The organism is Pseudovibrio sp. JE062 (assembly GCF_000156235.1).
Classification (GTDB): Bacteria; Pseudomonadota; Alphaproteobacteria; order Rhizobiales; family Stappiaceae; genus Pseudovibrio.
In genome coordinates this window covers 1,635-25,770 of sequence record NZ_DS996810.1, presented here as the reverse complement: position 1 = coordinate 25,770, position 24,136 = coordinate 1,635, and the positions used below count along the sequence as shown (strand labels likewise).

Here is a 24,136-nt window from a genome sequence, read left to right as displayed (position 1 = left end):
TTATCGTGCTTGTTTTTCCATTTTCATAGGAGATTTCATCGACGGTAGCATTGTCACCAATGTTGGTGAGGCCAAAAAGGATCCGGTGCTGCCAGAATGGCAATGGAAGAGTTTGAAAAACATCTGCTCAGAAACTGCAGAATTGAACGCTTAAACAAACACGGCTGGGGTGATGCCCCAGCCAAAGCATGTTTTAATCCAACAGCTTACCTAAGCGAACCGCTGTCTTGCCAACCTGCAGACGGCGACTCGGCATAATCAGGACGCAGTTATCGTGTGGTGTGACAACAGGCGTATCACCATCCATCGCAAGCACCGTGCCTTGCTTGGCGATGACTTCCATTCCGCGATAATCTTCGTTGAAGCGGAAGTTTTCACTTTGAACCGTAACAGGCGCGACGATTTCTATGGTCTTCTGCGACACCAATGGCGTCTGTTCTTCTAAAAGCGCCTCACCAAAGTCAGCTGGTACGCACTCTGTTGCACGCAAGAAACGGATGCTCGCTGCAATCGCACGAGGGCCTGCTGCTGCTTCCCAATGCTGTCCAGCCTCCAGCAGCAACGCAGCTTTAGGGCTGGAGGCCTCAGAGAACCCGTCATAATCACGCAGTCGCTTGCCTTCTGCATGACCAGAGTCGCAAATAATCCATTCAGGGTCAGCAACTTGTTTGGCGAGTGTCCGCCCTTTTTCCTGATCTCCCGCCAGCATCAAAGGTGGGTTTTTATGCTGCATGCTGTGCAGATCCAGCAGATAATCAACACTCTCAATCACAGGCCGCACTTCACGCGCCCGTTCCAGCTCGCGTGTTATTTCCGGACCATCGAGGGAGGCTGATTGCCAGACGCGGTTGAAATCCTGATCCAGATAGCGTGATGCGGTTGGGTCGTTGCGGTCAAAGGCGTTGTAGGCTGCAACGTTCATGAAAGCGAAGCTCAGTTTGCCGCGCACAGGGCGAACTTCCTGCTTGAACAACCAGTCCAAAGCAACGGCACCACATGGCTCGTTGCCATGCACCAGGGCTGAAATCATCACATGCGGCCCGGCCGTGCCGGAATCGAACGTGGTGATCCAGTCCACGCCGGTATTACCGACTTTGTAGGGCAGGATATCAGGGAAATCGATTTCGATAGGGTAAGCTGTACTTTCAATAATCATGGCAATGGTCCTTGAAAAGTATAGGTCACACCAGCCCGAAAATGCATCTAGGCCGGTGTTGAATATGGGTCCTCAATCTCGAAGGCGCGCGTGAACTCAATGAATTTTCTGGCGATTGGAGTGCTGGGCGTCGTTGCAGGCAATATGAAGGCGTTGAGGTAGGAAATACGCGGCTTAAACGGCAGAAAAACCAGCGTTTCTGGATGGTTTCGCGCAACAGGAAAAGGGTTGAGGACGCTGACACCAACACCTGCATGCACCAGCTCACTCACGGAGACGGCGGTAGAAGATTCGGCAACAATATTAGGCCGAATTCCCCGTTCCGCAAACATGCGCTCCAAAATAGCGCGCACCGGAAACCGGCGGGTGAGGGCGACGAAATCCTGTCCGTCAAAGTCCTCGGGCTCAATAAACGCTTTGCTGGCAAGGGGATGATCCCGATGCAAAACAGCATGCGCAATGGCAGAGCGCAGTGGTTCCAGCGTCAACCCAGCATGCTTAGAAAGCCCATCCGTAATCCCAAGATCCGCATGTCCTTCAGCCACATGATTGCGCACATCAGAGGATGTCCCAATCTCCAGCTCCACCTTCTGCCCTGGATAAGCCTTGATGAACTCCGCAATCACACCAAGCAGGAAGCGATGTGAGATTGTCGGGGGAGCTGCAAGACGCAGCGGCTTGCTGCTGTGTTGAGAAACAAAGGTCTCGTTCTCAATCCCTGCCAGCATCTCAAACACCGGCTCAAGCTTCTCATTCAGCGCCAGCGCATCAGAGGTCGGCACCAGTCGTCCGCTGTCGCGATTAAACAGTGTTTTGCCCAGTCGCTCTTCCAGATGCTTGATCGCACGGCTTACGGCTGGCTGCGAAATACCAAGGCGGGCAGCGGCTGCAGTTGTTTTCCGGACGCTGATAACAGCGCGTAAAACTTCAAACTCTCGAAGGCTCAAGCGTGGACGGGTAGGGGTATCGGACATAGTTCTATGCGTTTTGATTATAAATTTTTGAATGACAATGTTGAAAACACATACTACGGTTTAAGTCAACCGCGAAGCTCTACCGGTGATTTGCCCTTGTGGTGAAGACACATCCAATAAAGAAGCAGCGGCATTGTTACTGGGCGAATGAATTTTAATCGCCAGAGGGAACGATAATTTCGAGGGGAGAGCAGCAATGATTAAGCTGCAGAAATGGCTTGCTGGAACAGCAAGTGCCATGTTGCTTATGGGTGGAGTGGCTTCAGCTGAAGATCTGACCATCGGCTTGTCTTCAGAGCCAAGCGCGATTGACCCGCACTACCACAATCTGGGCCCGAACAATATGATTGCCTATCATATGTTCGACCGCCTTATTCACCAAAACGAGAAACAGCAGCTGCAGCCCGGTTTGGCAACCAGCTGGAAGCCAGTCAACGCCACCACATGGGAGCTGAAACTGCGTGAAGGCGTGGTGTTCCATGATGGCAATCCGTTCAATGCGGATGACGTGGTGTTCTCGTTTGAGCGCGCACCAAATGTGCCAAACTCACCATCCAGTTTCGCCACATATACCAAAGGCAAAACGGTCAAAAAGATTGATGACTACACAATCCATATCACGACCGAAAAGCCTTATCCGCTTGTTCCGAATGATATCTCTACGGTCAGCATCATCTCTGTAGAAGCAGGAACCGATGCAACAACCGAGATGTACAATGCCGGTACAGCGACCGTCGGTTCAGGCCCATACAAGTTCTCTGAGTATGTGCCGGGCGACCGCATTGTGCTGGAAGCAAACGCTGACTACTGGGGCGCAAAGCCGAAGTGGGATAAGGTAACCTTCAAGCCAATCAAATCCGGCCCATCTCGCGTGGCGGCTTTGCTGGCGGGTGATGTTGACCTGATCAACGGTGTCCCAACAACAGACATTGAAGTGCTGAGCGGCAACGACAAAGTCTCTCTGTGGCAAGGCCCATCCAACCGCGTCATCTACCTGCATCTGGATCATGATCGTGATGACAGCCCATTCGTAAAAGCTATGGGTGGTGGAGCCATCAAAAACCCACTGAAAGATCAACGCGTTCGTGAGGCGATCTCCAAGGCCATCAGCCGTGATCTGATTGTTGAGCGCGTGATGGAAGGTGTTGCTGTCAAAGCAGGCCAGCTTCTGCCAGATGGATTCTTTGGTGTCAGCGAGAACCTGAAGCCGGTGGAGTACGATGCCAAAGGTGCAAAAGAGCTTCTGGCCGCTGCAGGCGTTGGGGATGGCTTCGAGCTGCGCATCCACGGCCCGAATGACCGCTACATCAACGATGCCAAGATCGTGGAAGCCATCGCACAGATGCTCAACCGCGTCGGCATCAAAACCGATGTAGAAACCATGCCGCGTTCAGTTTACTTCAAACGCGCGTCCCGTGGTGGTCCAAACAACACGCCAGAATTCTCAATGGTTCTCGTAGGGTGGGGCGCTGGCTCCGGTGAAGCATCGTCTCCGCTGCGCTCTCTCATCCATACCTACGACAAGGACAAGGGCTTCGGCTCCTCCAACCGTGGTCGCTACTCCAATGCGGAAGTAGACGCCATGATCGAGGAAGCTCTGGCCACCGTTGATGATGAAAAACGTCAGGACTTGCTGGCTAAAGCAACCGAGATTGCCATCAACGATCAGGCGATTATTCCGCTGCACTATCAGGTGAACACATGGGCAACCCGCAAGGGCCTCCAGTACCTGCCACGCACGGATGAATACACCCTGTCCTGGGGCGTATCCGCTGAGTAATCGCACGCAATCAAAAGGTCGGCGTAGGTTCCATGCCGGCCTTTTTCTTATCTGAAGCCAGATTGACACCCCTGTAATTTCAATGGGTTGTCTTTACCTGCGAAAGATTTAGAGACATGTCTGTCTTCATTCTCAGACGCCTGATGCAAAGTGGCATAGTCATGATTGCTATGTCCGTCATTGTGTTCTTTGGCGTGAATGTGGTGGGTGATCCCATCGATATGTTGGTCGCGCCGGATGCGGATCAGGCCGAGATTGAACGCGTAATCCGCGACTTCGGCCTCGATAAGCCCGTGTGGCAGCAATACATGGTTTTCGTCAGCAACGCGTTTAAGGGAGACTTAGGCACTTCCTTTGTTTTTGGTGAGTCAGCCCTGAAACTCATCATAGAACGCATGCCCGCCACGCTGGAGCTCGCCTTTATGGCGCTCCTCATGGCGATTGTCATCGGCATCCCGCTGGGCCTTTACGCAGGCCTGCGCCCCAACGCCATTTCCTCACGCCTCATCATGAGCGGCTCAATTCTGGGCTTCTCGCTGCCCACATTCTGGGTTGGCATCATGATGATCATGCTCTTCGCAGTGATGCTTGACTGGGTGCCCGCTACAGGACGCGGAGAGACCATCTCAGTTCTCGGTTTGCAGGTGTCGTTCCTCACTGCTGACGGCTTCTCACACATCGTCCTTCCTGCAATAAACCTCGCGCTCCTGAAAATCTCGCTGGTCATCCGCCTGACGCGGGCAGGGGTGAGGGAAGTCATGCATATGGACTTTATCAAGTTCGCCCGCGCCAAAGGCCTGTCCGCCAACCGCATTGTCATGGTGCACCTGTTCAAGAACATCATGATCCCGGTGGTCACCGTCCTCGGCCTTGAGTTCGGTTCTCTCATTGCTTTCTCAGTAGTGACGGAAACCATCTTCGCGTGGCCCGGCATGGGCAAGCTGCTCATCGATGCCATTCAGCAGCTCGATCGGCCAATCATCGTGGCTTATCTGATGATCATCGTGGTGCTCTTCGTCGTCATCAACCTGATTGTTGACATCCTCTATTCCATTTTGGATCCGCGCATGCGGCTTCAGGATGCGACAAGCTAAGGGGCGGCCATGACTATAGAAACAAGCCTCAAACCACCGCGAAAGAAGCTCTTTTCAGGCGAAACGCCTATGGGCCGTTTCCTTTCAGAGTTTGTTGAAAGCAAAGTCGCTGTCGTCGCAGCGCTTCTCCTCTTCACCATCATTGCCGCAGCGCTCTTCGCACCATGGATCACCCCACAAAACCCTTACGATCTGGCGCAAGTCAGCGTTCTGGATGCGCGCATGGAACCCGGAGCTGAAAGTTTCGACGGCTACACCTTCTGGCTGGGCACAGATGGGGCAGGGCGAGACTTGTTCTCCGCTATCCTCTACGGCCTGCGCATCTCGCTCTCTGTCGGCGTCACCAGTGGTATCATCGCGCTCATAATCGGCATGTCTGTCGGCTTGATCGCAGCCTATGCCGGAGGTCGCACCGAAACCTTCATCATGCGCATAGTCGATCTGCAGCTCTCTTTCCCGGCTTCACTGGTTGCCCTTATGCTGCTGGCTTTGCTAGGCAAGGGCGTCGACAAAATCATCCTCGCACTGGTCGTTGCACAGTGGGCCTATTACGCCCGAACGGTGAGGGGAACAGCACTGGTCGAGCGCGGCAAGGAATACGTGGAGGCTGTCACGTGTCTTGGCCTAAGTCATGCCCGCGTGCTCTTCCTGCACATCATGCCCAACTGCTTACCACCACTCATCGTGGTGGGAACCGTTCAGACCGCCCATGCCATCGCGCTAGAGGCAACCCTGTCGTTCCTCGGTGTCGGCCTGCCGCAGACAGAACCATCCCTCGGCCTGCTCATCGCCAATGGCTTTGAGTATGTGATCAGCGGCAAATACTGGATCTCATTCTTCCCTGGTATAGCCCTGCTCGTCACCGTGGTTTCCATCAATCTGGTGGGAGATCAGCTGCGCGATGTCCTCAACCCGAGACTGAGGAAGTGAGGATAACAATGAACACGCCAAACACACTCACAGTCAAAAACCTCAAAACCCACTTCTTCACCAAAGCAGGTGTGGTCAAAGCCGTTGATGATGTCAGTTTTTCTGTCAATTCCGGTGAAATCCTTGGCCTCGTTGGCGAAAGTGGTTCCGGCAAAACTGTCACCGGCTTCTCGTTGATCGGTCTGGTGGATGAACCGGGCAGGGTGGTCGGCGGCTCGATCCTCCTCAACGGGGATGATTTGGCCAGAAAAGACGAAAAGCAGTGGCGCGAGCTGCGGGGCAAGAAGATAGCGATGATCTTTCAAGACCCCATGATGACTCTCAATCCCGTCCTGCGCATCGACACGCAGATGATCGAAGCCATTCAGGCCCATGAGGACATCTCCAAACAAGCAGCCAGAGAACGCTGCCGCGAAGCTCTGGTACGCGTAGGCATCGCTTCACCGGATGAACGTCTCACAGCCTACCCGCACCAGTTCTCCGGCGGCATGCGCCAACGTGTAGCCATCGCCATTGCACTGCTGCATGAGCCGGATCTGATCATCGCCGATGAACCGACAACCGCGCTCGATGTCACCATTCAGGCGCAAATCCTCTACGAAGTTCGCAAGCTGTGTTCCGAAACCGGCATGTCTCTCATCTGGGTCACGCATGATCTGGCCGTTATCAGCGGTTTGGCAGACAGGATCGCAGTCATGTACGCTGGGCGGATTGTAGAACAGGGCAGCATCGATGAAGTGCTGGACGCCCCACTGCACCCTTACACCAAGGGCCTGATTGAATCCGTCCCGAGCCGCAACAAACGTGGTGCGAAACTCTACCAGATCCCCGGTATGACGCCGTCACTGCTCAACTTACCCGCAGGCTGTGCCTTCGCCAGCCGCTGTCCGGCAAAGCAGAGTGATTGTCTGGTCGCGGCTCCGGAGATCACGCAATTGGGAGAGGAAAGGCACGTGCGTTGCTTCCATCCTGTAAAGCAGGAGGAAATGGCATGACGCTTCTGGAAACACCAGTCATCGAGCTGCAAGGCGTCTCCAAACGCTTCACCAAAAAGCTGGATCTTGCCGAAAAAACACTCCGCTTCTTCGGTTCCAACCTCAAGGAGCAAGTGGTTCACGCAGTCGATGATGTCTCGCTCAGCATTGCACCGGGCGAAGTGGTTGGCCTTGTTGGCGAAAGCGGCTGCGGAAAGTCCACGCTGGGCCGTGTCGTGGCAGGCATTCATGAAGCCAGTGACGGCACCGTTCATTTCCACGGAGACAACGTCAAACAACTCTCTGGAGCCGATGCCAAAAACGCCCAGCTCAAAGTACAGATGATCTTTCAGGATCCCATGTCCTCCCTAAACCCGCGCAAACGGGTGAGTGATATCATCGGTGAAGCACCACGTGTTCATGGCCTTGTCTCAAAAGCAGAGCTGTCCGACTACGTAGACCAGATGCTCCTGCGTGTGGGGCTCGATCCGGATTTCAAAACTCGCTATCCGCACCAGTTCTCTGGCGGACAGCGCCAACGCATCGGCATTGCCCGCGCCTTGGCGGTAAACCCGGAATTTCTCGTGTGTGACGAGTCCATCGCAGCACTCGATGTGTCCATTCAGGCGCAGGTCATCAATCTTTTCATGGACCTGCGGGCTCAGCTCGGTCTCACCTATCTATTCATCAGTCATGATCTCGGCGTTGTGGAGCACCTCTCTGATCGTGTGGTGATCATGTATTTGGGCCGTGTGGTTGAGATCGCGAAAACAGATGAACTCTTCGCCAAACCCAACCACCCCTACACGCAGGCCCTGCTGCGCGAAGTCCCGCGCATTGATGCCCGCAAGCAGGTGTATGAGCCAATCAAAGGCGAGATCCCATCACCACTGGCACCCCCAAGCGGATGCCATTTCCATCCGCGCTGCCCATTTGCCACCAAACGCTGCGCTGAGAGCCAACCGGCCTTGAGGGAAATTGCTCCCGGCCATGTCTCCGCCTGTCACCTGAACGACGGCTGATGCGCACCCCCAAGCTATTTGAGAGAGATACATTGCCCCAATCCATTGAAAATGTGCTGAAAATCCATCGCCCTGCGGAACTGACAAGTCCTCTGGTGGTGGACTCTCCTCATTCCGGAGAGATCTATCCAGCCGACTTCCGCCCCTGCGTCCCAGCCAGCCGCTACAAATGCGCAGAAGACAGATACGTCCACGAACTCTTCGAAAAAGCCGCAGAAACCGGTGGTATCTACCTGGAAGCCCTGTTCCCGCGCATCTACATCGACCCCAACCGCCGTGCGGACAACATCGATCCGGCCATTATCAAAGGCTGGACAAGGGAAGCAAAGCCGGATTTCCGCAGTGATTTGGGCAAAGGTCTCATCTGGACAGAAGCCCCGCCCAGCAGTGGCCCTCTTTATGATCGAGAACTGACAGCAGCAGAGATCGAAAACCGCATAGACGCCTATTACTCGCCCTACTACGACGCCCTAACCCGCCTCATGGAGCAAGCCCACGCCCGCTTTGGCGTGGCCTATCATCTGGACTGCCACAGCATGCAGGCAGTCTCAACGGTGATGCATGAAACCGGAGCAGGCGAGAAGCGACCCGATATCACCTTGAGTGACCGCGAAGGCGCAACATGCGATCCTGAGTACATCAACACTGCAAAGGATATTCTGCTCAGCCTCGGCTATGAAGTGAAGATCAACGACCCCTACAAAGGTGCAGAGCTGGTCATTCACACAGGCCGCCCCCAACAGGGCTGGCACTCCCTCCAGATCGAAGTCAGCCGCGGCCTCTACATGAGCGAAGTGACGCTCGAAAAATACCCGAACTTCGACAATCTCCAACGTGATCTAGGCACCTTCGTGAATCGCCTCACCGCCTACACAAAACAAAAAATCACCGAACCCGCCTAATCTCTCAAAGGCTGATCAGCTCTGGTTTGGCTCTCAAATAGAGACTCTGCACCTCCTCAGCCTGAGGTGCAGAGGCACAAATCTCACCTCAAAATTGTGCGTCTGTGCGGCGCTCTTTATCTCCGAGCTCTACGTGATATTACAGATAAAATTCCTTATTTATTTCAATAAGTAACGCGCACAACGCATCAAGATAAAATCATTCTCCATGCATAGTTATCTCTAATAATAGATGAGCAGTATTCCTCTAATAAATTATCGATGATTAGATAAGAAATATATTTCACTGCTGGAAATATGTTGACCCTCTTGATTGTCTTCGCCATTTTTTCTTCACGAACTGATTTTTGTTCGCGTTCCGCTGGAGGAACTGGTCCTGATTATTCTGGTCTGGTGCGGAATACTAATCATTTAGATGGCTATGTATTTAGCTTTCTACCTTTTGGGAGGGGAATATGAAAAAGTTTATTGCCGGACTTGGTCTGGCTGCTGTTCTTGGGGCAACAGCACCAGCAACCGCAGGACAGGACAATCCATTCCAGTGTGAAGAAGGCGAAACCTACGTCATGAACGTGATGGTTTCCGGTGTTGAATACTGGTTCCCGGTCTATGAAATGTTCAAGCAGGCAGCACAGCAGATGGGCTGTAAAACCGTCTACACCGGCACGCCGGAGTATGACGTCAACAAACAGCTCGCCAGCTTTGAGCAGGCCTTGGCAAAGCAGCCAGCAGGCATTCTGCTGCACCCAATGAACTCTGACCCGTTCATCGAGCCAATCAACCGCGCAACGGAAATGGGAATTCCGGTTGTGACGTTTGCTGCGGACTCTCCAAACTCCAAGCGTGTTTCCTACATCACCTCAAACAACGTCAGCGAAGGCAAATACGCTGCTGATGCAGTGGCTGAGGCAATGGGCGGCAAAGGCAAGTACGCTGTTTTGGAAAATCCGGGTCAGGACAACCATGATGTACGCGTAAAAAGCTTCATCGCTCGCATGGAAGAAAAATGGCCTGATATGAAGCTCGCAACCCGCGCAGCTTCCAATCAGGATCCAACCAAAGCCTACAATGCAGTGCAGTCCATGGCTCAGGCTCACCCTGACCTCGGTGCGATCTTCATGCCAGAAGCAAACTCTGCTCTGGGTGCGGCTCAGGCGGCCAAAGAGCTCGGCGGCAAAATCAAGATCATGCACGCCGACGTGAATGCAAAGATGCTGGACCTGATCAAAGCAGGTGAAGTGTTTGGTGCGGTGAACCCGAACCAGGGCGTTCAGGGCTACATGGGCTTCATGATGTTGTGGCTGGCAAACCATAGTGACCTCATCGATCCGATGAACGACTACAAGTCCGCAGGCTTCAACCCAATGGGTGTGCCTTACCTCGACAACGGCTTCTCCATTGTGACAGCCGCCAATGCCGACGACTTCTACTGGGACAAATACCTGAAGCGTCGCGGCACCAAAGGCATCAACGAGTAAGCCTGAAAGGAAGCCTCACGCTTTTAGCGATACCGGAGTGTGAGGCTTCACACCAGTTCAACAACAGAGCTGGATCGGGGAGGGGAATATGAGCGAGCAGCCAATTCTGGAACTGCGCAACATCAGCAAATCATTCGGAGCGGTCAAAGCGTTGCAAGGCGTCTCGTTTGAACTGCGTAAGGGCGAAATTCACGCTCTTGCAGGTGAAAACGGAGCAGGCAAGTCCACCATGATGAACATCATTGATGGCATCCTGCAGCCCAGCGACGGCGAGATCATCCTGCGCGGAGAAACTGTCACCATTGATGGTCCCGCCGATGCGCAAAAACGAGGAGTTGGGCTGGTTCATCAGGAAATAGCGCTGTGCCCGGATGTGTCCGTTGCCGAAAACATCTTTATGGCAGCCACAAACGCCCGGCGCTCGCTCTTTATGGATTACGCTGGTTTGAAGAAGAAAGCCGCTGAAATCCTCGCGCGCTTGTCCCCGATTGATCCAGCTATAAACGTGGAGAAGATCTCCATTTCCAACCAGCAGATCGTGGAGATTGCCAAGGCGCTGACTTTGGACTGCGAAATTCTCATTCTCGACGAACCGACTGCAGCTCTGACGGAGACTGAAGCGGTTGCCCTCTTCAAAATCATGCAGAAGCTGAAAGAAGATGGCATCAGCATCATCTACATCAGCCACCGCATGGCAGAAATCTTCGAGCAGTGTGATCGGGTCACCGTCCTGCGTGATGGCAAGTACATCTGCACCGATAATGTGGCTGATATCACCCCGGATGACTTGATCGGCAAACTGGTAGGCCGTGATCTGGGCGATCTCTACCCACCCAAGGCCGAAAATATCGATATCACCGCAACGCCTTTGCTGCGGGTGAAAGACCTGACGGACCCAGAGCGCTTCCGAAGCATCAGTTTTGACCTGCGCCCCGGCGAAATCCTCGGCATCGGCGGCCTGATCGGCTCTGGCAGAAGCGAAATCCTGCAAGGCATCTGCGGCCTCTATCATCACGATTCTGGAGTGGTGGAACTGGGCGGTGAAACCTTCCGCATCAACTCCTATCAGGAGAGCATCAAAAAAGGCATCGTCTACCTCTCAGAAGACCGCAAAGGGGAGGGCGTCTTCCTCGATCTTTCCATCGCACAGAACGTCTCGGCTCTGGATGTAGACCAAGTCTCAACTGCAACAGGCGTTTTGGATCGCAAGGCAGAGCTGGAGCAGGCGAAGACACTAGGTGAGCGTCTCAACCTCAAGCATGGCGGATTGGATCTGCCAGTTTCCTCCCTCAGCGGCGGAAACCAGCAGAAAGTGGCCATCGCCAAGATGCTCTCAGTGAACCCGAAAATCATCCTCATGGACGAACCCACACGCGGCATTGATGTGGGCGCAAAAGTGGAGATCCACGCCCTGCTCCGCAGACTGGCAGAGGAAGGTATCGGCCTTGTGGTCGTCTCCTCCGAACTCCCCGAGCTGATTGGCCTGTGTGACCGCATTCTCGTGATCTGCGAAGGCGAACTCAGCGGTGAAGTTGGGCCAGATGAAATGACCGAAGAACGCATCATGGAACTGGCGTCTGGCCTTCACACCAGCAAAACCGCCGCTTGATCCCCATTCGCCAGTTAATTGAAAGATTTAAGTATGACAGAGACAGCAACAATAGCAGGTGAGCAGCAGGTACTCAAAAGCCCAGCGCTCCGGCTCGGACACTTCAAGAACATGCGTGAAGCGGGCCTTCTCGCCATCATCATAACCCTTTGCATCGTGATGAGCTTCGCCTCGCCCTACTTCCTCACCTGGGCCAACATCAAAGCCATGCTGCTCTCCTTCTCCGTAGAAGGCATTGTGGTGGTCGGTATGACAATCTTGCTCATCGTAGGAGGCATCGACCTTTCTGTCGGCTCGGTTGTCTGCTTTGCAATGGTTGTTGGCGGCAAGCTGTTCCTGATGGGTATGGACCCATGGCTGGCAAGCGGTGTTGCCGTTGTCCTCTGTGCAGGCATCGGCATGCTCATGGGCCTGTGTGTCACCAAGATCGGTCTTCACCACTTCATAGCCTCGCTGGCCTTTATGGTGATTGTGCGCGGCATCTGTCTGGTCATCACCCAGGGCACCCCGCTTTCACTCTACACACTCCCAGCGGAGTTCAAGTTCCTCGGGCAGGGCACGGTTTCAGGTATCCCGGTGGTGATCCTCATCTTCTTCGCCATCGTGCTCGCCTTCGACATCCTGCTCCGCAAGGCCACTCTGTTCCGCAAGGTGTTCTACACCGGCTCCAATGAGAAAGCTGCCGCTTACTCCGGCATCCGTACCGACAAGGTGAAGTTCTGGGTCACCGTCCTGTGTGCCACTCTCGCAGGCGTTGCCGGTGTCATTTACATGGCTCGCTTTGGAGCTGCGACACCAAACTTCGGCGTCGGCATGGAGCTCAACATCATCGCAGCAGCCGTTATCGGCGGTGCCAGCCTCAATGGTGGTTCAGGTACTATCCTTGGCGCAATCCTCGGCGTGGTTCTGCTCTCTGTGGTCTCAAGCTCCCTCATCTTGCTGGACGTATCTGTCTATTGGCAGGACTTGATCCGCGGCTGCATTCTGCTGGTGGCAGTCGCGCTCGATCATATCCTTCACAAGAAGCGCGCGTGAGGTAGCTATGCTGACAAAGATAGATCAGAGCGAACTGGACGCCACACGGCAAATCTACAAAGTCCTCGTCATGCACTTCATCGAGGGCAAGAGCCAGGCCGAGATTGCCAAGTTAATTGGCGTCTCGCACCCCAAGGTCAACCGTATGATCAAACAGGGCCGCACAATGGGCATGGTGGATATCCAAATCCGCTCTCCCTTCCGCTCCCTGTTCGATCTGGAGCACGAAATCGCGGGCCTTGGTGGGTTGGACAGCGCCGTTGTCGCGGCAACAATCTCAGAGCAGGACGATGTCAACCTTGCATCCGTTGCCGAAGCTGCTGCCAAGCTGTTCCTTTCAAAACTCAAGGACGGCGACATAGTCACGGTCTCCGGCGGCAAGAGCATGTCTGCCTTTGTTGCCGCGCTGAAGCCCGAGAAAACCTATAATGTAGTCGTGGTTCCAGCCACCGGCTGCTTGCAGGGCAACCACTTTATCGATGTGAACCACGTCACCGCGCAAATGGCTGAAGCGCTGGGCGGGCGCAGCTACCAGCTGCACGCTCCAATCTTCGCAGAAAGCACGCAGCAGCGCGATATGCTTAAGGAAATGCGTCAAAACGAGTTCGTTCTGGAAATGGCGCGTAGAGCAACAATCGCAGTCGTTGGTATCGGCTCAATTCTGACCAAAGACTCCAGCTACTACAGCCTGCACCCGACCAGTCAGGCAGATCGCAAAGCCATTTTGCAAAGCGGTGCCACTGGCGAGTTGCTCGCTCACCTTATTGAAGAAGGCGGTCAGGCCTGCGGCTATGCCCTCAATGACCAGCTGGTGAGCCTGACACTGGATGAACTCAGAAAAATACCTTTCACCATTGGCGTTGCAGCAGGAAAGCAAAAGGTGCTGCCGATCCGCACAATCCTGAAAGGCGACTACATCAACGCTCTGGTGACAGACGAAAACACCTGTCGCACAGTTTTGCAGACAATGAACGAGGCCGAGAAATGACCACTTTAGCAACAAAGAGCAAAATGGAACTGCGCCCCATGGGCAAGTCCGGCATCGATGCCTCTGTCATCGGCCTTGGTACCTGGGCCATGGGCGGCTGGATGTGGGGCGGCGGTGATGACAAGGCCTCCATCGATGCAGTGCGCGCCTCACTGGATGCAGGAGTTAGCCTGATTGATACCGCCCCGGCTTACGGTCTGGGTCGCTCCGAAAAGCTCGTCGGCGAAGCCATAAAAGGCCGCCGGGATGAAGTGGTGCTGGCGACCAAATGCGGCCTTGTCTGGCACACAGACAAAGGCACTCATTTCTTTGATGAGGAAGGCAAGCCCGTTTATCGCTATCTGGGCAAGGATTCCATCATCTACGAAGCAGAACAAAGCCTGCGCCGCTTGCAGACAGACTATATCGACCTGTTCATCACCCACTGGCAGGACAGCACAACACCAATTGCCGAGACGATGGATGCACTGCTCACCCTCAAACAGCAAGGTAAGATCCGTGCAATCGGAATCTCCAATGCGTCTCCTGAGGATCTGCAGGAGTATGTCGCTGCTGGGCAGCTGGATGCTATTCAGGAATGCTATTCCATGCTCGACAGAGGCATAGAGCAAACCTTGCTACCGCTCTGCAAACAGCATGATGTGGCTACACTCAGCTACTCCTCACTCGCACTCGGCTTGCTCTCAGGCAAGGTCGGGCCAGACCGCGTATTCGAAGGCGATGACCAGCGCCTCCAGAACCCGCGCTTCAGCGTTGAGAACCGCATCAAAATCCAGAACTTCACCAAAGAGATTGAGCCAGTCGCGAAAGCCCATGACATCTCAATTGCACAGACCGTGATTGCATGGACACTCGCCCAACCGGGCATCACCTACGCTCTATGCGGCGCGCGCAATGTGAAGCAGGCAACCGAGAACGCCCATGCTGGGACTTTGCAGCTGGCAGGAGATGAAATTGCCATGATTTCTCAGGCAATCGATCGCCATCTCTCCGGGTTTGACGACAACTAAAATCCGCTCGGATTTCAAGGAATAACAGCGACCTCGGGGCAGTGAGGTCAGGCTGGACCGTCGACGAGATGGTCCGGCAACGGGAGTGCTTTGGCTATGGCCCATAATTTGCGGCATATGGAACGGGACGATATCTGGGGGCGTTTAAAACAAAACACCACGCCAGATGTGCTTGTAATTGGCGCAGGCATAAATGGCACTAGCGTGTTTCGCGAACTCGGGCTAGCTGGTGCAAACGTCATCCTAGTTGATGCGGCGGACTATTGCAGCGGCGCCAGTGCGGCCCTTTCCCGCATGGTTCATGGCGGCCTGCGCTATCTGGAAAATGGTGAGTTCCGTCTGGTGCAGGAATCTCTCATGGAACGCAATGCGTTGCTTGCCAACGCTCCGCACTATGTGAAGCCCTTGCCAACATCAATCCCAATTTCCAGTTACTTCGACGGCATCATCGGCAGCACCCTGCGCTTTTTCCGCCTGAGCCAGTCTCAACCGCGCCGTGGTGCCCTGATGATCAAGGCTGGCCTGACGTTTTATGATCTTTTCACCCGCAAGAACAAAGTTATGCCCAGCCACCAGTTCTTCGGTAAAGCGGCTACCAGGCAGAAGTTCCCGCAATACCGCCCGGAAACCCTCTGCAGCGCAACCTATTACGATGCTTCAGTAACCCAGCCAGAGCGACTTGGCTTTGAAATCATTGAGCAAACCCTTGCTGAAAACCCAACAACACTAGCCCTCAACTATACCCGCGCAACAGGCAAGGGGAATGGCGAGATCATTCTCAATGATGAACTGAGCGGCCAGCAAACGATCGTGATGCCCAAGACCATTATCAACGCCACAGGCGCTTGGATCGACTTCACCAATGATGCCCTCACAGATGAGGTATCGTCACTTAAGAAACGCCTGATTGGCGGCACCAAAGGCTCGCATCTCATGATCGACAATGAGGAACTGCGCAAAGCCATTGGTGATCACATGGTCTACTTTGAAAATGAAGAAGGCCGCGTCTGTATTCTCTTCACCTATCAGGGCCTTGTGCTTGTTGGATCGACAGACATCCGCGTCGAAAACCCAACCGGCATGATCTGCACGCAGGAAGAGCAGGACTACATCCTCAAATCGCTGGAAGGCATCTTCCCAAACATCAAGATAGCCCCGGAGCAAATCCGCTTCACCTTCGCCGGTGTCCGCCCTCTGCCCCATAGCAACTCTGCTATCAACGGCCAGATCTCCCGGGATCACTCCTGCGTAGACCTCGGCTCACTGGCCGGAGGTTCAGCCCCCGTGCGCTGCATGGTCGGCGGCAAATGGACAACCTTCCGCGCATTCGGTGAGCAAGTGGCAGATGCGGTGCTGGCAGACCTCGGCATGAAACGCACCCACTCTACACTAGAGGCACGCATCGGCGGAGGTGCCGCCTACCCGCAAACAGAAGCGCAAAGACAGCGCTGGTATCAGGCCGTTATGTCCGAAACGGGTGCCTCCCAGCAGCGTCTCGAAACCTTGCTGGAGCGATACGGCACCAAAGCCCGTGATGTTGCCCTCGCCTGTGCCAACCAGTCAGACCAGCCGCTGGCAGATGCTGAAACCTACACCCACGCGGAGATTGCACATCTCATCAATGCCGAACATGTCGCCAACATGCTCGATCTGGTCCTGCGCAGAACCACCCTCGCCATCTCAGGCACGCTCACCACCAACACGCTGGAAGATATCTCCCGGATCTTCGCCAATCAGCGTGGATGGGATGAGAACTTGCGGCAAGACCACGCCACCGAAACACGAAATTACCTAAGTGCCTATCACGGCATGAAGCAACTCATTGAAGATCATATTGAAATGGAGACTTCCAATGTATCTTAGCAAAAAAGTGCGAATGAACCGCCTGTTCTCCGGCGGCAAATGTTTGGACGTCGCCATTGACCACGGTGTCTGCAACGAACCAACCTTTATGGATGGTTTGGAAGATATGGGCGGCGTTGTAAAAGCGCTGGTAGATGCTGGTCCGGATGCCATCCAGATGAATTACGGCCAGTCCGATCTGCTGCAAACCATCGACGGCAAGAATAAGCCAGCATTGGTGATGCGCGTCGATATGGGAAACCCTTACAATGCAGAACGCCACCGCCATATGTGGGCGCTGATGCAAAATGAGGAAGAGCCAATCCTCACAGCCCTGCGTATGGATGCTGCCTGTGTGGTCGTGAACCTGTTCATGCTGCCGGATGAGCCGGAGCTGTTTAAACAATGCGTCCAAAACATCTCCCGCCTCACCAACGCCTGCGAGAAATACGGCATGCCGCTGATGATCGAACCGCTCGTCATGCAGCCAAACAGCGAGCGCGGCGGCTATCTGGTGGACGGCAACGCCGATAAGATCGTCACACTGGTCCGTCTGGCACGTGAGATGGGCGCAGATATCGTCAAAGCCGATCCAACTGACAACCCGGATGACTTCCACCGCGTGGTTGAGGCGGCTCGCTGCCCAGTGCTTGTACGTGGCGGCGGCAAGGAAGACCTGCTGAAGGTCTTTGAAAAGTCATCCCGTTTGATGCGTCAAGGGGCGCACGGCATGGTGTACGGTCGTAATATTTATCAGCATGACAATCCACGCGGCGTGGTTCAGGCTCTCATGGCGATGATCCATCAGGATGTCGACGCGGCAGAAGCCTGGGCGATCTATCAGTCAGCCTTCGAAGCTGCATAATCGGGAATTGGGGGAAACCATGGGCTCTTATCTACTCGGGCTTGATGCCGGTAACACGGTTATTAAGGCAGTCTTGTTTGATTTATCGGGCAGGATTGTATCCATGGCCGGGCGGGATGGCGTATCCTCTAGCCCAGCGCCCGGTCATGTTCTCCGAGATCTGGGAGAGCTCTGGTCCAATGCTGCCTCAGTCATCTCTAAAGTGATCGCCGAGGCAGACGTCTCCGCCAGTGAGATTATCGGCGTCGGCTGTGCTGGCCACGGCAACGGTTTGTATCTGCTGGATAAACAAGAACAGCCTCTGCTGGCCGTCCAGTCTCTGGACACCCGCGCCATTGAAACGGTGGAGCGCTATACGGCAGAAGGCAAAGATGATCCGCTCTACGACATCTGCCTGCAAAAGCCGTGGGTTTCTCAAACCCCAACCCTACTGCGCTGGGTAAAGGATCATGATCCTGAAACCTATGCCCAAATCGGCACGGTGTTTCTCTGCAAGGACTTCATCCTCCACCAGCTCACCGGCAAGCGTGTCAGCGATATCTCCGACATGAGCGGCTGCGGTCTGCTTAATATGCAAACCAGCGCCTATGATGCTGAGCTACTGAGCCTCTACGGCCTCTCAGATGCCATGGAGCACTTGCCAGAACTGCTGGCACCGGAAGAATGCGCAGGCAAAGTTTCAGCCCAAGCTGCGGAAGCAACCGGACTTGCCGAAGGCACACCTGTTGTTGCGGGCCTATTCGACGTAATCGCCAGCGCGCTGGGATCTGGTGTGGTCAAGCAAGGCGAAGCTTCCATCGTGGTCGGTACCTGGAGCATCAACCAGATCATCACTGAGAAACCGCTGCATGACCCACGTGTCTTCATGGCCTCCAGCTTTGGACCGAACAAAGTCATGGAGATCGAAGCCAGCGCCACCTCCGCAGCTAATCTGGAATGGTATGTCCGCGAGTTCATCGAACACGTAAACCCGGCTCTGGAAGGTGCAGACGCGTTTGCTCTGTGCAATGAGATGGTCCAGAGCGTCACGCCATCTGAGGATTTGCCGTTCGTTTTGCCGTTCCTTTATGGCTCGGGTCCAGAACCGAGAGCCCGCGCCAGCTTCATCGGCGTTGCTGGCTGGCATTCCCACGCTGATATGCTCTACGCGCTTTATGAAGGCGTTGCTTTCGAACATCGTCGCCACATCGAACAGCTTAAAGCCGCTGGCGCAAGCTTTGAAACCGCAGTTCTGTCCGGTGGCGGTTCCAGAAGTCAGATCTGGCCACAGATCTTCGCTGATACGCTCAACATCCCGCTGTCCATCTCCGAATGTCAGGAAACCGGCGCGTTGGGCGCGGCCATCGCAGCAGGTGTTGGGGCAGGGGTGTTCTATGAGTTTGAAGCTGGTATCGAGGCCATGACCCGCCAAACTCGACATTGCACACCAAGAGAAGAACTTCGCGAGCTCATGGATCGTCGGTATGCCAAGTTCTGCAAGTTAAGCCAGCGCTTTAGCCTGCCATTGGAAGAAGAGGAGCTGGCGTGATGTCCACCCGTCTGTCTCTTGGAACCTACGATTACATCGTCATCGGTGCAGGTTCAGCCGGTTGCGTGCTGGCCAACCGCCTCAGTGCCAACCCTGCCAACAAGGTGCTGTTGTTGGAAGCGGGAGGTTCAGACCTCTATCACTGGATCCATATTCCCGTTGGATACCTCTATTGCATCGGCAATCCAAGAACAGACTGGTGCTTCAGCACCGCCGCAGAAAAGGGCCTCAACGGCAGATCTCTCGCCTACCCACGTGGCAAAGTCCTAGGCGGCTGTTCATCCATCAATGGCATGATCTATATGCGCGGTCAGTCCGCTGATTACGACCACTGGGTCCAGCTCGGCAATACCGGTTGGGGCTGGGATGATGTGCTGCCCTATTTCAAAAAATCAGAAGACCACGCCTTCCGCAACAACGCTCTGCACCATCAGGGTGGCGAACTGCGGGTCGAAAAACAACGCCTGAACTGGGACATCCTCAACGCGGTGCAGGATGCGGCAGCAGAACTTGGAATCCCCGCTGCGGATGATCTCAATGATGGCAAAAATGAAGGAACGTCCTACTTCGAGGTCAACCAGAAAAGTGGTCTCCGCTGGAGCGCCGCCCGCGCCTTCCTTAGTCCAGTCAAAAACCGCAGCAATCTCACCATCGTCACCCACGCGCAGGCAGAAAAGCTGCTGTTGGAAGGAACCCGTGTTACAGGGCTGAACCTAACTGCTAAAGGCAAACCGATGACTGTTCAGGCAGGTAAAGAGGTCATCCTTTCTGCGGGCGCCATCGGTTCACCGCAGCTGCTCCAACTCTCAGGCATCGGTCCGGCTGATCTACTCAAATCCCAAGGCATAGAGGTGCTGCACGAGCTGCAAGGTGTCGGCGCAAACCTGCAAGACCACCTGCAACTGCGCACGATCTTCAAGATACAGGGAGCGAAAACCCTCAACGAGATGCAACGCACGTTCTGGGGCAAGGCCAAAATCGCGGCCGAGTATGCGCTCACGCGCTCCGGTCCAATGGCCATGGCTCCAAGCCAGCTCGGCATCTTCACCAAGTCTTCAGAGCGCTACGCAACGCCAAACATCGAGTACCACGTCCAGCCACTCAGCCTTGAAAAATTCGGTGATCCCCTGCACCCATTCCCGGCCATCACAGTATCAGTCTGCAATCTCCGCCCGGAAAGCCGCGGAACAGTCTCCATCCAATCCGCAGACTACCGCGATGCCCCCGTTATCGCACCAAACTACCTGAGCGCACAGGAAGACAAACAAGTCGCCATAGATTCAATCCGACACGCCAGAAAACTCATGGCCACCAAAACCATGCAGCACTACAAAGCCACCGAAATCAAACCCGGTCTGGCCTATGAAAGCGATGAGGAACTGATCGAAGCAGCAGGCGATGTCGGCACAACCATCTTCCACCCGGTCGGTACCGCCAAAATGGGCTCAGACGAAAATGCGGTGGTTAGCTCAGACCTGAAAGTCCACGGCCTCCAAGGCCTCCGCATAGCAGACGCCTCCATCATGCCAACCCTCCCCTCCGGCAACACCCATGCCCCAGTCGTCATGATAGCCGAAAAAGCCGCAGACATGATTTTGGCGGATTGAGGCTATACGTAGAAACAATCATTCCTAAGCCTAGCGAAACCGGTAGTCTTGCAAATGGCGCTGGCAGCTCTTCTCTCTTTCTTTACTCGGAAAAATCTTGCAAGTTTGTATTGTTTGGTATACATCCGCATACAACAAACTTGCCCCGGTTTGACAGAAGATTCTGTGACCCGGCGTTCAAGCTACATCTAACACTAAATCGCCAGGATAATCATGAGCTTGTACACAGACTACCTGAATGAGATTGAAACGCGTAAAGGTGAGGGACTGAACCCGAAGCCGATTGAAGATGGTGCCCTTGTTGGTGAAATTATCGCGCAAATTAAAGATCTTAAGAACGAACACAGAGCAGAGTCGCTCAAGTTCTTCATTTACAACACGCTGCCAGGCACCACGAGCGCTGCTGGTGTAAAGGCTGCGTTCTTGAAAGAGATCATTCTCGGTGGCTCTGTTGTAGAAGAAATTACCCCTGCATTTGCTTTTGAGCTGCTCTCTCACATGAAGGGTGGTCCTTCTGTTGAGGTTCTGCTTGATCTGGCGCTGGGTGATGACGCTGCAATCGCTGCTCAGGCTGCAGACGTTCTGAAAACTCAGGTGTTCCTGTACGACGCTGATACCGATCGTCTTGCTGCTGCGTTTAAAGCAGGCAACGCTGTTGCAAAAGACATTCTGGAAAGCTACGCAAAGGCTGAGTTCTTCACCAAGCTTCCTGAAGTAGAAGAAGAGATCAAGGTTGTTACCTTCATCGCTGGTGAAGGCGATATCTCCACTGATCTTCTTTCTCCAGGCAACCAGGCGCACTCCCGTTCTGACCGTGAACTGCATGGTAAATGCATGATCACCCCTGAAGCACAGGCGGAAATTCAGGAACTGCAGAAAGCAAACCCTGATGCACGCGTGATGCTGATTGCTGAAAAAGGCACCATGGGTGTTGGCTCCTCCCGTATGTCCGGCGTGAACAACGTTGCGCTGTGGGCTGGTAAGCAGGCAAGCCCATATGTTCCTTTCGTGAACATCGCACCGGTTGTTGCAGGCACCAACGGTATTTCTCCAATCTTCCTGACCACTGTTGGCGTGACCGGCGGTATCGGCCTTGACCTGAAGAACTGGGTCAAGAAGCTGGATGCAGACGGCAATGCAGTTCTGGATGCAAATGGTGATCCTGTTCTTGAGCAGACCTATTCTGTTGAGACAGGTAAAGTGCTCACCATCAACTCCAAAACCAAGAAGCTTTATGACGGCGACAAAGAGCTGGTCGATATTTCTTCTGCTTTCACACCTCAAAAAGTTGAGTTCATGAAAGCAGGTGGCTCCTACGCTGTTGTGTTCGGTAAAAAGCTGCAGACATTTGCATCTGAAACACTGGGCATTGAGCTGAAATCCGCTTTCGCACCGTCCAAAGAGATCTCCGTTGAGGGTCAGGGTCTGACCGCTGTTGAGAAGATCTTCAACCGCAACGCAGTTGGTACCACCCCGGGCGCAACTCTGCACGCTGGTTCCGACGTTCGCGTGAAAGTGAACATCGTTGGTTCTCAGGACACCACTGGTCTGATGACCTCACAGGAACTGGAGTCCATGGCGGCAACCGTCATCTCTCCAACTGTTGATGGTGCATATCAGTCTGGCTGTCACACCGCTTCTGTTTGGGATCTGAAGGCGCAGGCTAACATTCCTAAACTCATGAAGTTCATGAACAAGTTCGGCCTGATCACCGCACGCGACCCTAAGGGCGTCTATCACTCCATGACAGACGTGATCCATAAGGTGCTGAACGACATCACCGTGGACGACTGGGACATCATCATCGGCGGTGACAGCCACACCCGTATGTCCAAAGGCGTGGCGTTCGGTGCGGACTCCGGTACTGTTGCTCTGGCACTGGCAACCGGTGAAGCAACCATGCCGATCCCAGAGAGCGTGAAGGTGACCTTCAAAGGCACCATGAAGGATCACATGGACTTCCGTGATGTTGTGCACGCAACACAGGCGCAGATGCTTAAGCAGCACGGCGACAACGTGTTCCAAGGCCGCATCATCGAAGTGCACATCGGCACTCTGCTGGCTGACCAGGCCTTTACATTCACCGACTGGACTGCAGAAATGAAGGCAAAAGCCTCCATCTGTATCTCCAACGATGAAACCCTGATCGGTTCTCTTGAGCTGGCCAAGCACCGCATCCAGATCATGATCGACAAAGGCATGGACAATGATGCGAAGGTTCTGGCTGGTCTGATCGCGAAAGCGGACAAGCGTATTGCTGAGATCAAGTCTGGTGAGAAATCTGCTCTGACCCCCGATGACAACGCGAAGTACTTCGCTGAAGTTGTTGTTGATCTGGACCAGATCGATGAGCCAATGATCGCTGATCCGGACGTGAACAACGACGACGTTTCCAAACGTTACACCCACGACACCATCCGTCCTGTTTCCTACTACGGTGGCGACAAGAAGGTTGATCTGGGCTTCGTTGGGTCCTGTATGGTTCACAAGGGTGACATGAAGATCGTTGCTCAGATGCTCAAGAATCTTGAGAAGAGCGGTGGTAAGGTCGAATTCAAGGCTCCGCTCGTTGTTGCTGCACCTACCTACAACATCATTGATGAGTTGAAGGAAGAGGGCGACTGGGAGATCCTGCAGAAGTACTCCGGTTTCGAGTTCGACGATCTGATGCCAAAAGCAAAAGCTCGTACCGAATACGAAAACATCATGTACCTGGAGCGTCCTGGCTGTAACCTTTGCATGGGTAACCAGGAAAAAGCTGCAAAAGGTGATACCGTTCTGGCAACCTCTACCCGCCTGTTCCAGGGCCGTGTGGTAGAAGATACTGCTGAGAAGAAAGGTGAATCCCTGCTGGCCTCCACGCCTGTTGTTGTTCTCTCCGCAATTCTGGGCAGAACACCAAGCATGGACGAGTACAAGGCAGCGGTAGAAGGCATCAACCTCACCAAATTCGCCCCACCCCTCCAGAAGCCACTGGACTCCAAATCAGTCCACTTCTAAGAGCTGATTTCAGCGACAAACTTTACAAAGCGGGCGGCCCCAACACCGCCCGCTTTTCTTTTGGGCAGCGTTAGATGTAGTCGGCATTCTGAAGTCAAAGCCAATACCACGCACGAGGCACACTGACCGCAAGCGCGTAAAAACACAGTCAAGCCTTCTACCTTGTGTAACAAGCTTCAAATTTTACGAGAAAGTGGCGCACCCGAGAGGATTCGAACCTCTGGCCTCTGCCTTCGGAGGGCAGGTGGTCTGGTTTCCTTGGTGATATCATTAAATAACTTAGTATGTTGATTTTTATAGATAAAGAAGGTTTTCTGTCTTGATCTGACTTCCCGGAAAATC

At 54.1% G+C, this 24,136-nt stretch carries 18 protein-coding genes; 16 read left to right on the top strand and 2 right to left on the bottom strand.

Going from position 1 to position 24,136, the window contains the following annotated elements; translation table 11 throughout:
• Nucleotides 1–193: 193 nt before the first annotated feature.
• Nucleotides 194–1,156, bottom strand: coding sequence for a M14 family metallopeptidase (locus tag PJE062_RS14870; RefSeq protein WP_008550630.1), 963 nt, complete (start codon nucleotides 1,154–1,156; stop codon nucleotides 194–196).
• Nucleotides 1,157–1,203: 47 nt separating this feature from the next.
• Complete coding sequence (locus tag PJE062_RS14865; protein WP_008550144.1) at nucleotides 1,204–2,130, bottom strand: LysR family transcriptional regulator; 927 nt, start codon at nucleotides 2,128–2,130, stop codon at nucleotides 1,204–1,206.
• Between the two features lie 196 nt (nucleotides 2,131–2,326).
• Here PJE062_RS14865 and PJE062_RS14860 point away from each other — a divergent pair, with 196 nt between their 5' ends.
• From PJE062_RS14860 to PJE062_RS14785, 16 genes are all read left to right on the top strand, one after another.
• Nucleotides 2,327–3,910: an ABC transporter substrate-binding protein gene (locus PJE062_RS14860; RefSeq protein ID WP_008550539.1), complete on the top strand. Its 1,584-nt coding sequence runs from the start codon at nucleotides 2,327–2,329 to the stop codon at nucleotides 3,908–3,910.
• Between the two features lie 116 nt (nucleotides 3,911–4,026).
• Complete coding sequence (locus PJE062_RS14855) at nucleotides 4,027–5,004, top strand: ABC transporter permease (protein WP_008550673.1); 978 nt, start codon at nucleotides 4,027–4,029, stop codon at nucleotides 5,002–5,004.
• A gap of 9 nt (nucleotides 5,005–5,013) precedes the next feature.
• Nucleotides 5,014–5,934 (top strand): ABC transporter permease, encoded by a 921-nt coding sequence (locus tag PJE062_RS14850; protein WP_008550122.1) that lies wholly within the window; start codon nucleotides 5,014–5,016, stop codon nucleotides 5,932–5,934.
• Between the two features lie 8 nt (nucleotides 5,935–5,942).
• Nucleotides 5,943–6,929: an ABC transporter ATP-binding protein gene (locus PJE062_RS14845; RefSeq protein WP_008550370.1), complete on the top strand. Its 987-nt coding sequence runs from the start codon at nucleotides 5,943–5,945 to the stop codon at nucleotides 6,927–6,929.
• Nucleotides 6,926–7,930 carry an ABC transporter ATP-binding protein gene (locus tag PJE062_RS14840; RefSeq protein ID WP_008550515.1) on the top strand — a complete coding sequence of 335 codons (1,005 nt, stop codon included), beginning with the start codon at nucleotides 6,926–6,928 and terminating at the stop codon, nucleotides 7,928–7,930. The genes PJE062_RS14845 and PJE062_RS14840 overlap by 4 nt, the downstream gene beginning before the upstream one ends.
• Before the next feature lie 32 nt (nucleotides 7,931–7,962).
• Nucleotides 7,963–8,832 carry an N-formylglutamate amidohydrolase gene (locus tag PJE062_RS14835; RefSeq protein ID WP_208982334.1) on the top strand — a complete coding sequence of 290 codons (870 nt, stop codon included), beginning with the start codon at nucleotides 7,963–7,965 and terminating at the stop codon, nucleotides 8,830–8,832.
• 455 nt (nucleotides 8,833–9,287) lie between these two features.
• Entirely contained in the window at nucleotides 9,288–10,310 is a 1,023-nt protein-coding gene (locus tag PJE062_RS14830) for a substrate-binding domain-containing protein (protein ID WP_008550358.1), read from the top strand.
• Between the two features lie 88 nt (nucleotides 10,311–10,398).
• Nucleotides 10,399–11,919, top strand: a complete 1,521-nt coding sequence (locus tag PJE062_RS14825; protein WP_008550442.1) for a sugar ABC transporter ATP-binding protein — start codon at nucleotides 10,399–10,401, stop codon at nucleotides 11,917–11,919.
• A 111-nt stretch (nucleotides 11,920–12,030) separates the two neighbouring features.
• Nucleotides 12,031–12,954, top strand: a complete 924-nt coding sequence (locus tag PJE062_RS14820) for an ABC transporter permease (RefSeq protein ID WP_208608965.1) — start codon at nucleotides 12,031–12,033, stop codon at nucleotides 12,952–12,954.
• Nucleotides 12,955–12,961: 7 nt separating this feature from the next.
• A complete protein-coding gene (locus tag PJE062_RS14815; RefSeq protein ID WP_008550476.1) occupies nucleotides 12,962–13,942 on the top strand; it encodes a sugar-binding transcriptional regulator in 981 nt (326 codons plus the stop codon).
• Complete coding sequence (locus tag PJE062_RS14810) at nucleotides 13,939–14,952, top strand: aldo/keto reductase (protein ID WP_008550157.1); 1,014 nt, start codon at nucleotides 13,939–13,941, stop codon at nucleotides 14,950–14,952. Before PJE062_RS14815 ends, PJE062_RS14810 begins: the two co-directional genes overlap by 4 nt.
• A gap of 96 nt (nucleotides 14,953–15,048) precedes the next feature.
• Nucleotides 15,049–16,815 carry a glycerol-3-phosphate dehydrogenase/oxidase gene (locus PJE062_RS14805; protein ID WP_008550516.1) on the top strand — a complete coding sequence of 589 codons (1,767 nt, stop codon included), beginning with the start codon at nucleotides 15,049–15,051 and terminating at the stop codon, nucleotides 16,813–16,815.
• Nucleotides 16,805–17,659 carry a class I fructose-bisphosphate aldolase gene (locus tag PJE062_RS14800; protein ID WP_086005226.1) on the top strand — a complete coding sequence of 285 codons (855 nt, stop codon included), beginning with the start codon at nucleotides 16,805–16,807 and terminating at the stop codon, nucleotides 17,657–17,659. Before PJE062_RS14805 ends, PJE062_RS14800 begins: the two co-directional genes overlap by 11 nt.
• 19 nt (nucleotides 17,660–17,678) lie before the next feature.
• The gene (locus PJE062_RS14795) at nucleotides 17,679–19,187 is read left to right on the top strand and encodes an FGGY-family carbohydrate kinase (RefSeq protein ID WP_083793260.1); all 1,509 of its coding nucleotides are present in this window, start codon (nucleotides 17,679–17,681) and stop codon (nucleotides 19,185–19,187) included.
• Nucleotides 19,187–20,794 carry a GMC family oxidoreductase gene (locus PJE062_RS14790; protein WP_008550265.1) on the top strand — a complete coding sequence of 536 codons (1,608 nt, stop codon included), beginning with the start codon at nucleotides 19,187–19,189 and terminating at the stop codon, nucleotides 20,792–20,794. The genes PJE062_RS14795 and PJE062_RS14790 overlap by 1 nt, the downstream gene beginning before the upstream one ends.
• Before the next feature lie 213 nt (nucleotides 20,795–21,007).
• On the top strand, nucleotides 21,008–23,794 hold the full coding sequence (locus PJE062_RS14785; protein WP_008550627.1) for a bifunctional aconitate hydratase 2/2-methylisocitrate dehydratase: 2,787 nt from the start codon (nucleotides 21,008–21,010) through the stop codon (nucleotides 23,792–23,794).
• Nucleotides 23,795–24,136: the final 342 nt, after the last annotated feature.

Coding starts and splice junctions, on each gene's coding strand:
- PJE062_RS14870 (WP_008550630.1), bottom strand. CDS start 1,156: ATGATTATTGAAAGTACAGCTTACCCTATCGAAATCGATTTCCCTGAT.
- PJE062_RS14865 (WP_008550144.1), bottom strand. CDS start 2,130: ATGTCCGATACCCCTACCCGTCCACGCTTGAGCCTTCGAGAGTTTGAA.
- PJE062_RS14860 (WP_008550539.1), top strand. CDS start 2,327: ATGATTAAGCTGCAGAAATGGCTTGCTGGAACAGCAAGTGCCATGTTG.
- PJE062_RS14855 (WP_008550673.1), top strand. CDS start 4,027: ATGTCTGTCTTCATTCTCAGACGCCTGATGCAAAGTGGCATAGTCATG.
- PJE062_RS14850 (WP_008550122.1), top strand. CDS start 5,014: ATGACTATAGAAACAAGCCTCAAACCACCGCGAAAGAAGCTCTTTTCA.
- PJE062_RS14845 (WP_008550370.1), top strand. CDS start 5,943: ATGAACACGCCAAACACACTCACAGTCAAAAACCTCAAAACCCACTTC.
- PJE062_RS14840 (WP_008550515.1), top strand. CDS start 6,926: ATGACGCTTCTGGAAACACCAGTCATCGAGCTGCAAGGCGTCTCCAAA.
- PJE062_RS14830 (WP_008550358.1), top strand. CDS start 9,288: ATGAAAAAGTTTATTGCCGGACTTGGTCTGGCTGCTGTTCTTGGGGCA.
- PJE062_RS14825 (WP_008550442.1), top strand. CDS start 10,399: ATGAGCGAGCAGCCAATTCTGGAACTGCGCAACATCAGCAAATCATTC.
- PJE062_RS14820 (WP_208608965.1), top strand. CDS start 12,031: ATGCGTGAAGCGGGCCTTCTCGCCATCATCATAACCCTTTGCATCGTG.
- PJE062_RS14815 (WP_008550476.1), top strand. CDS start 12,962: ATGCTGACAAAGATAGATCAGAGCGAACTGGACGCCACACGGCAAATC.
- PJE062_RS14810 (WP_008550157.1), top strand. CDS start 13,939: ATGACCACTTTAGCAACAAAGAGCAAAATGGAACTGCGCCCCATGGGC.
- PJE062_RS14805 (WP_008550516.1), top strand. CDS start 15,049: ATGGCCCATAATTTGCGGCATATGGAACGGGACGATATCTGGGGGCGT.
- PJE062_RS14800 (WP_086005226.1), top strand. CDS start 16,805: ATGTATCTTAGCAAAAAAGTGCGAATGAACCGCCTGTTCTCCGGCGGC.
- PJE062_RS14795 (WP_083793260.1), top strand. CDS start 17,679: ATGGGCTCTTATCTACTCGGGCTTGATGCCGGTAACACGGTTATTAAG.
- PJE062_RS14790 (WP_008550265.1), top strand. CDS start 19,187: ATGTCCACCCGTCTGTCTCTTGGAACCTACGATTACATCGTCATCGGT.
- PJE062_RS14785 (WP_008550627.1), top strand. CDS start 21,008: ATGAGCTTGTACACAGACTACCTGAATGAGATTGAAACGCGTAAAGGT.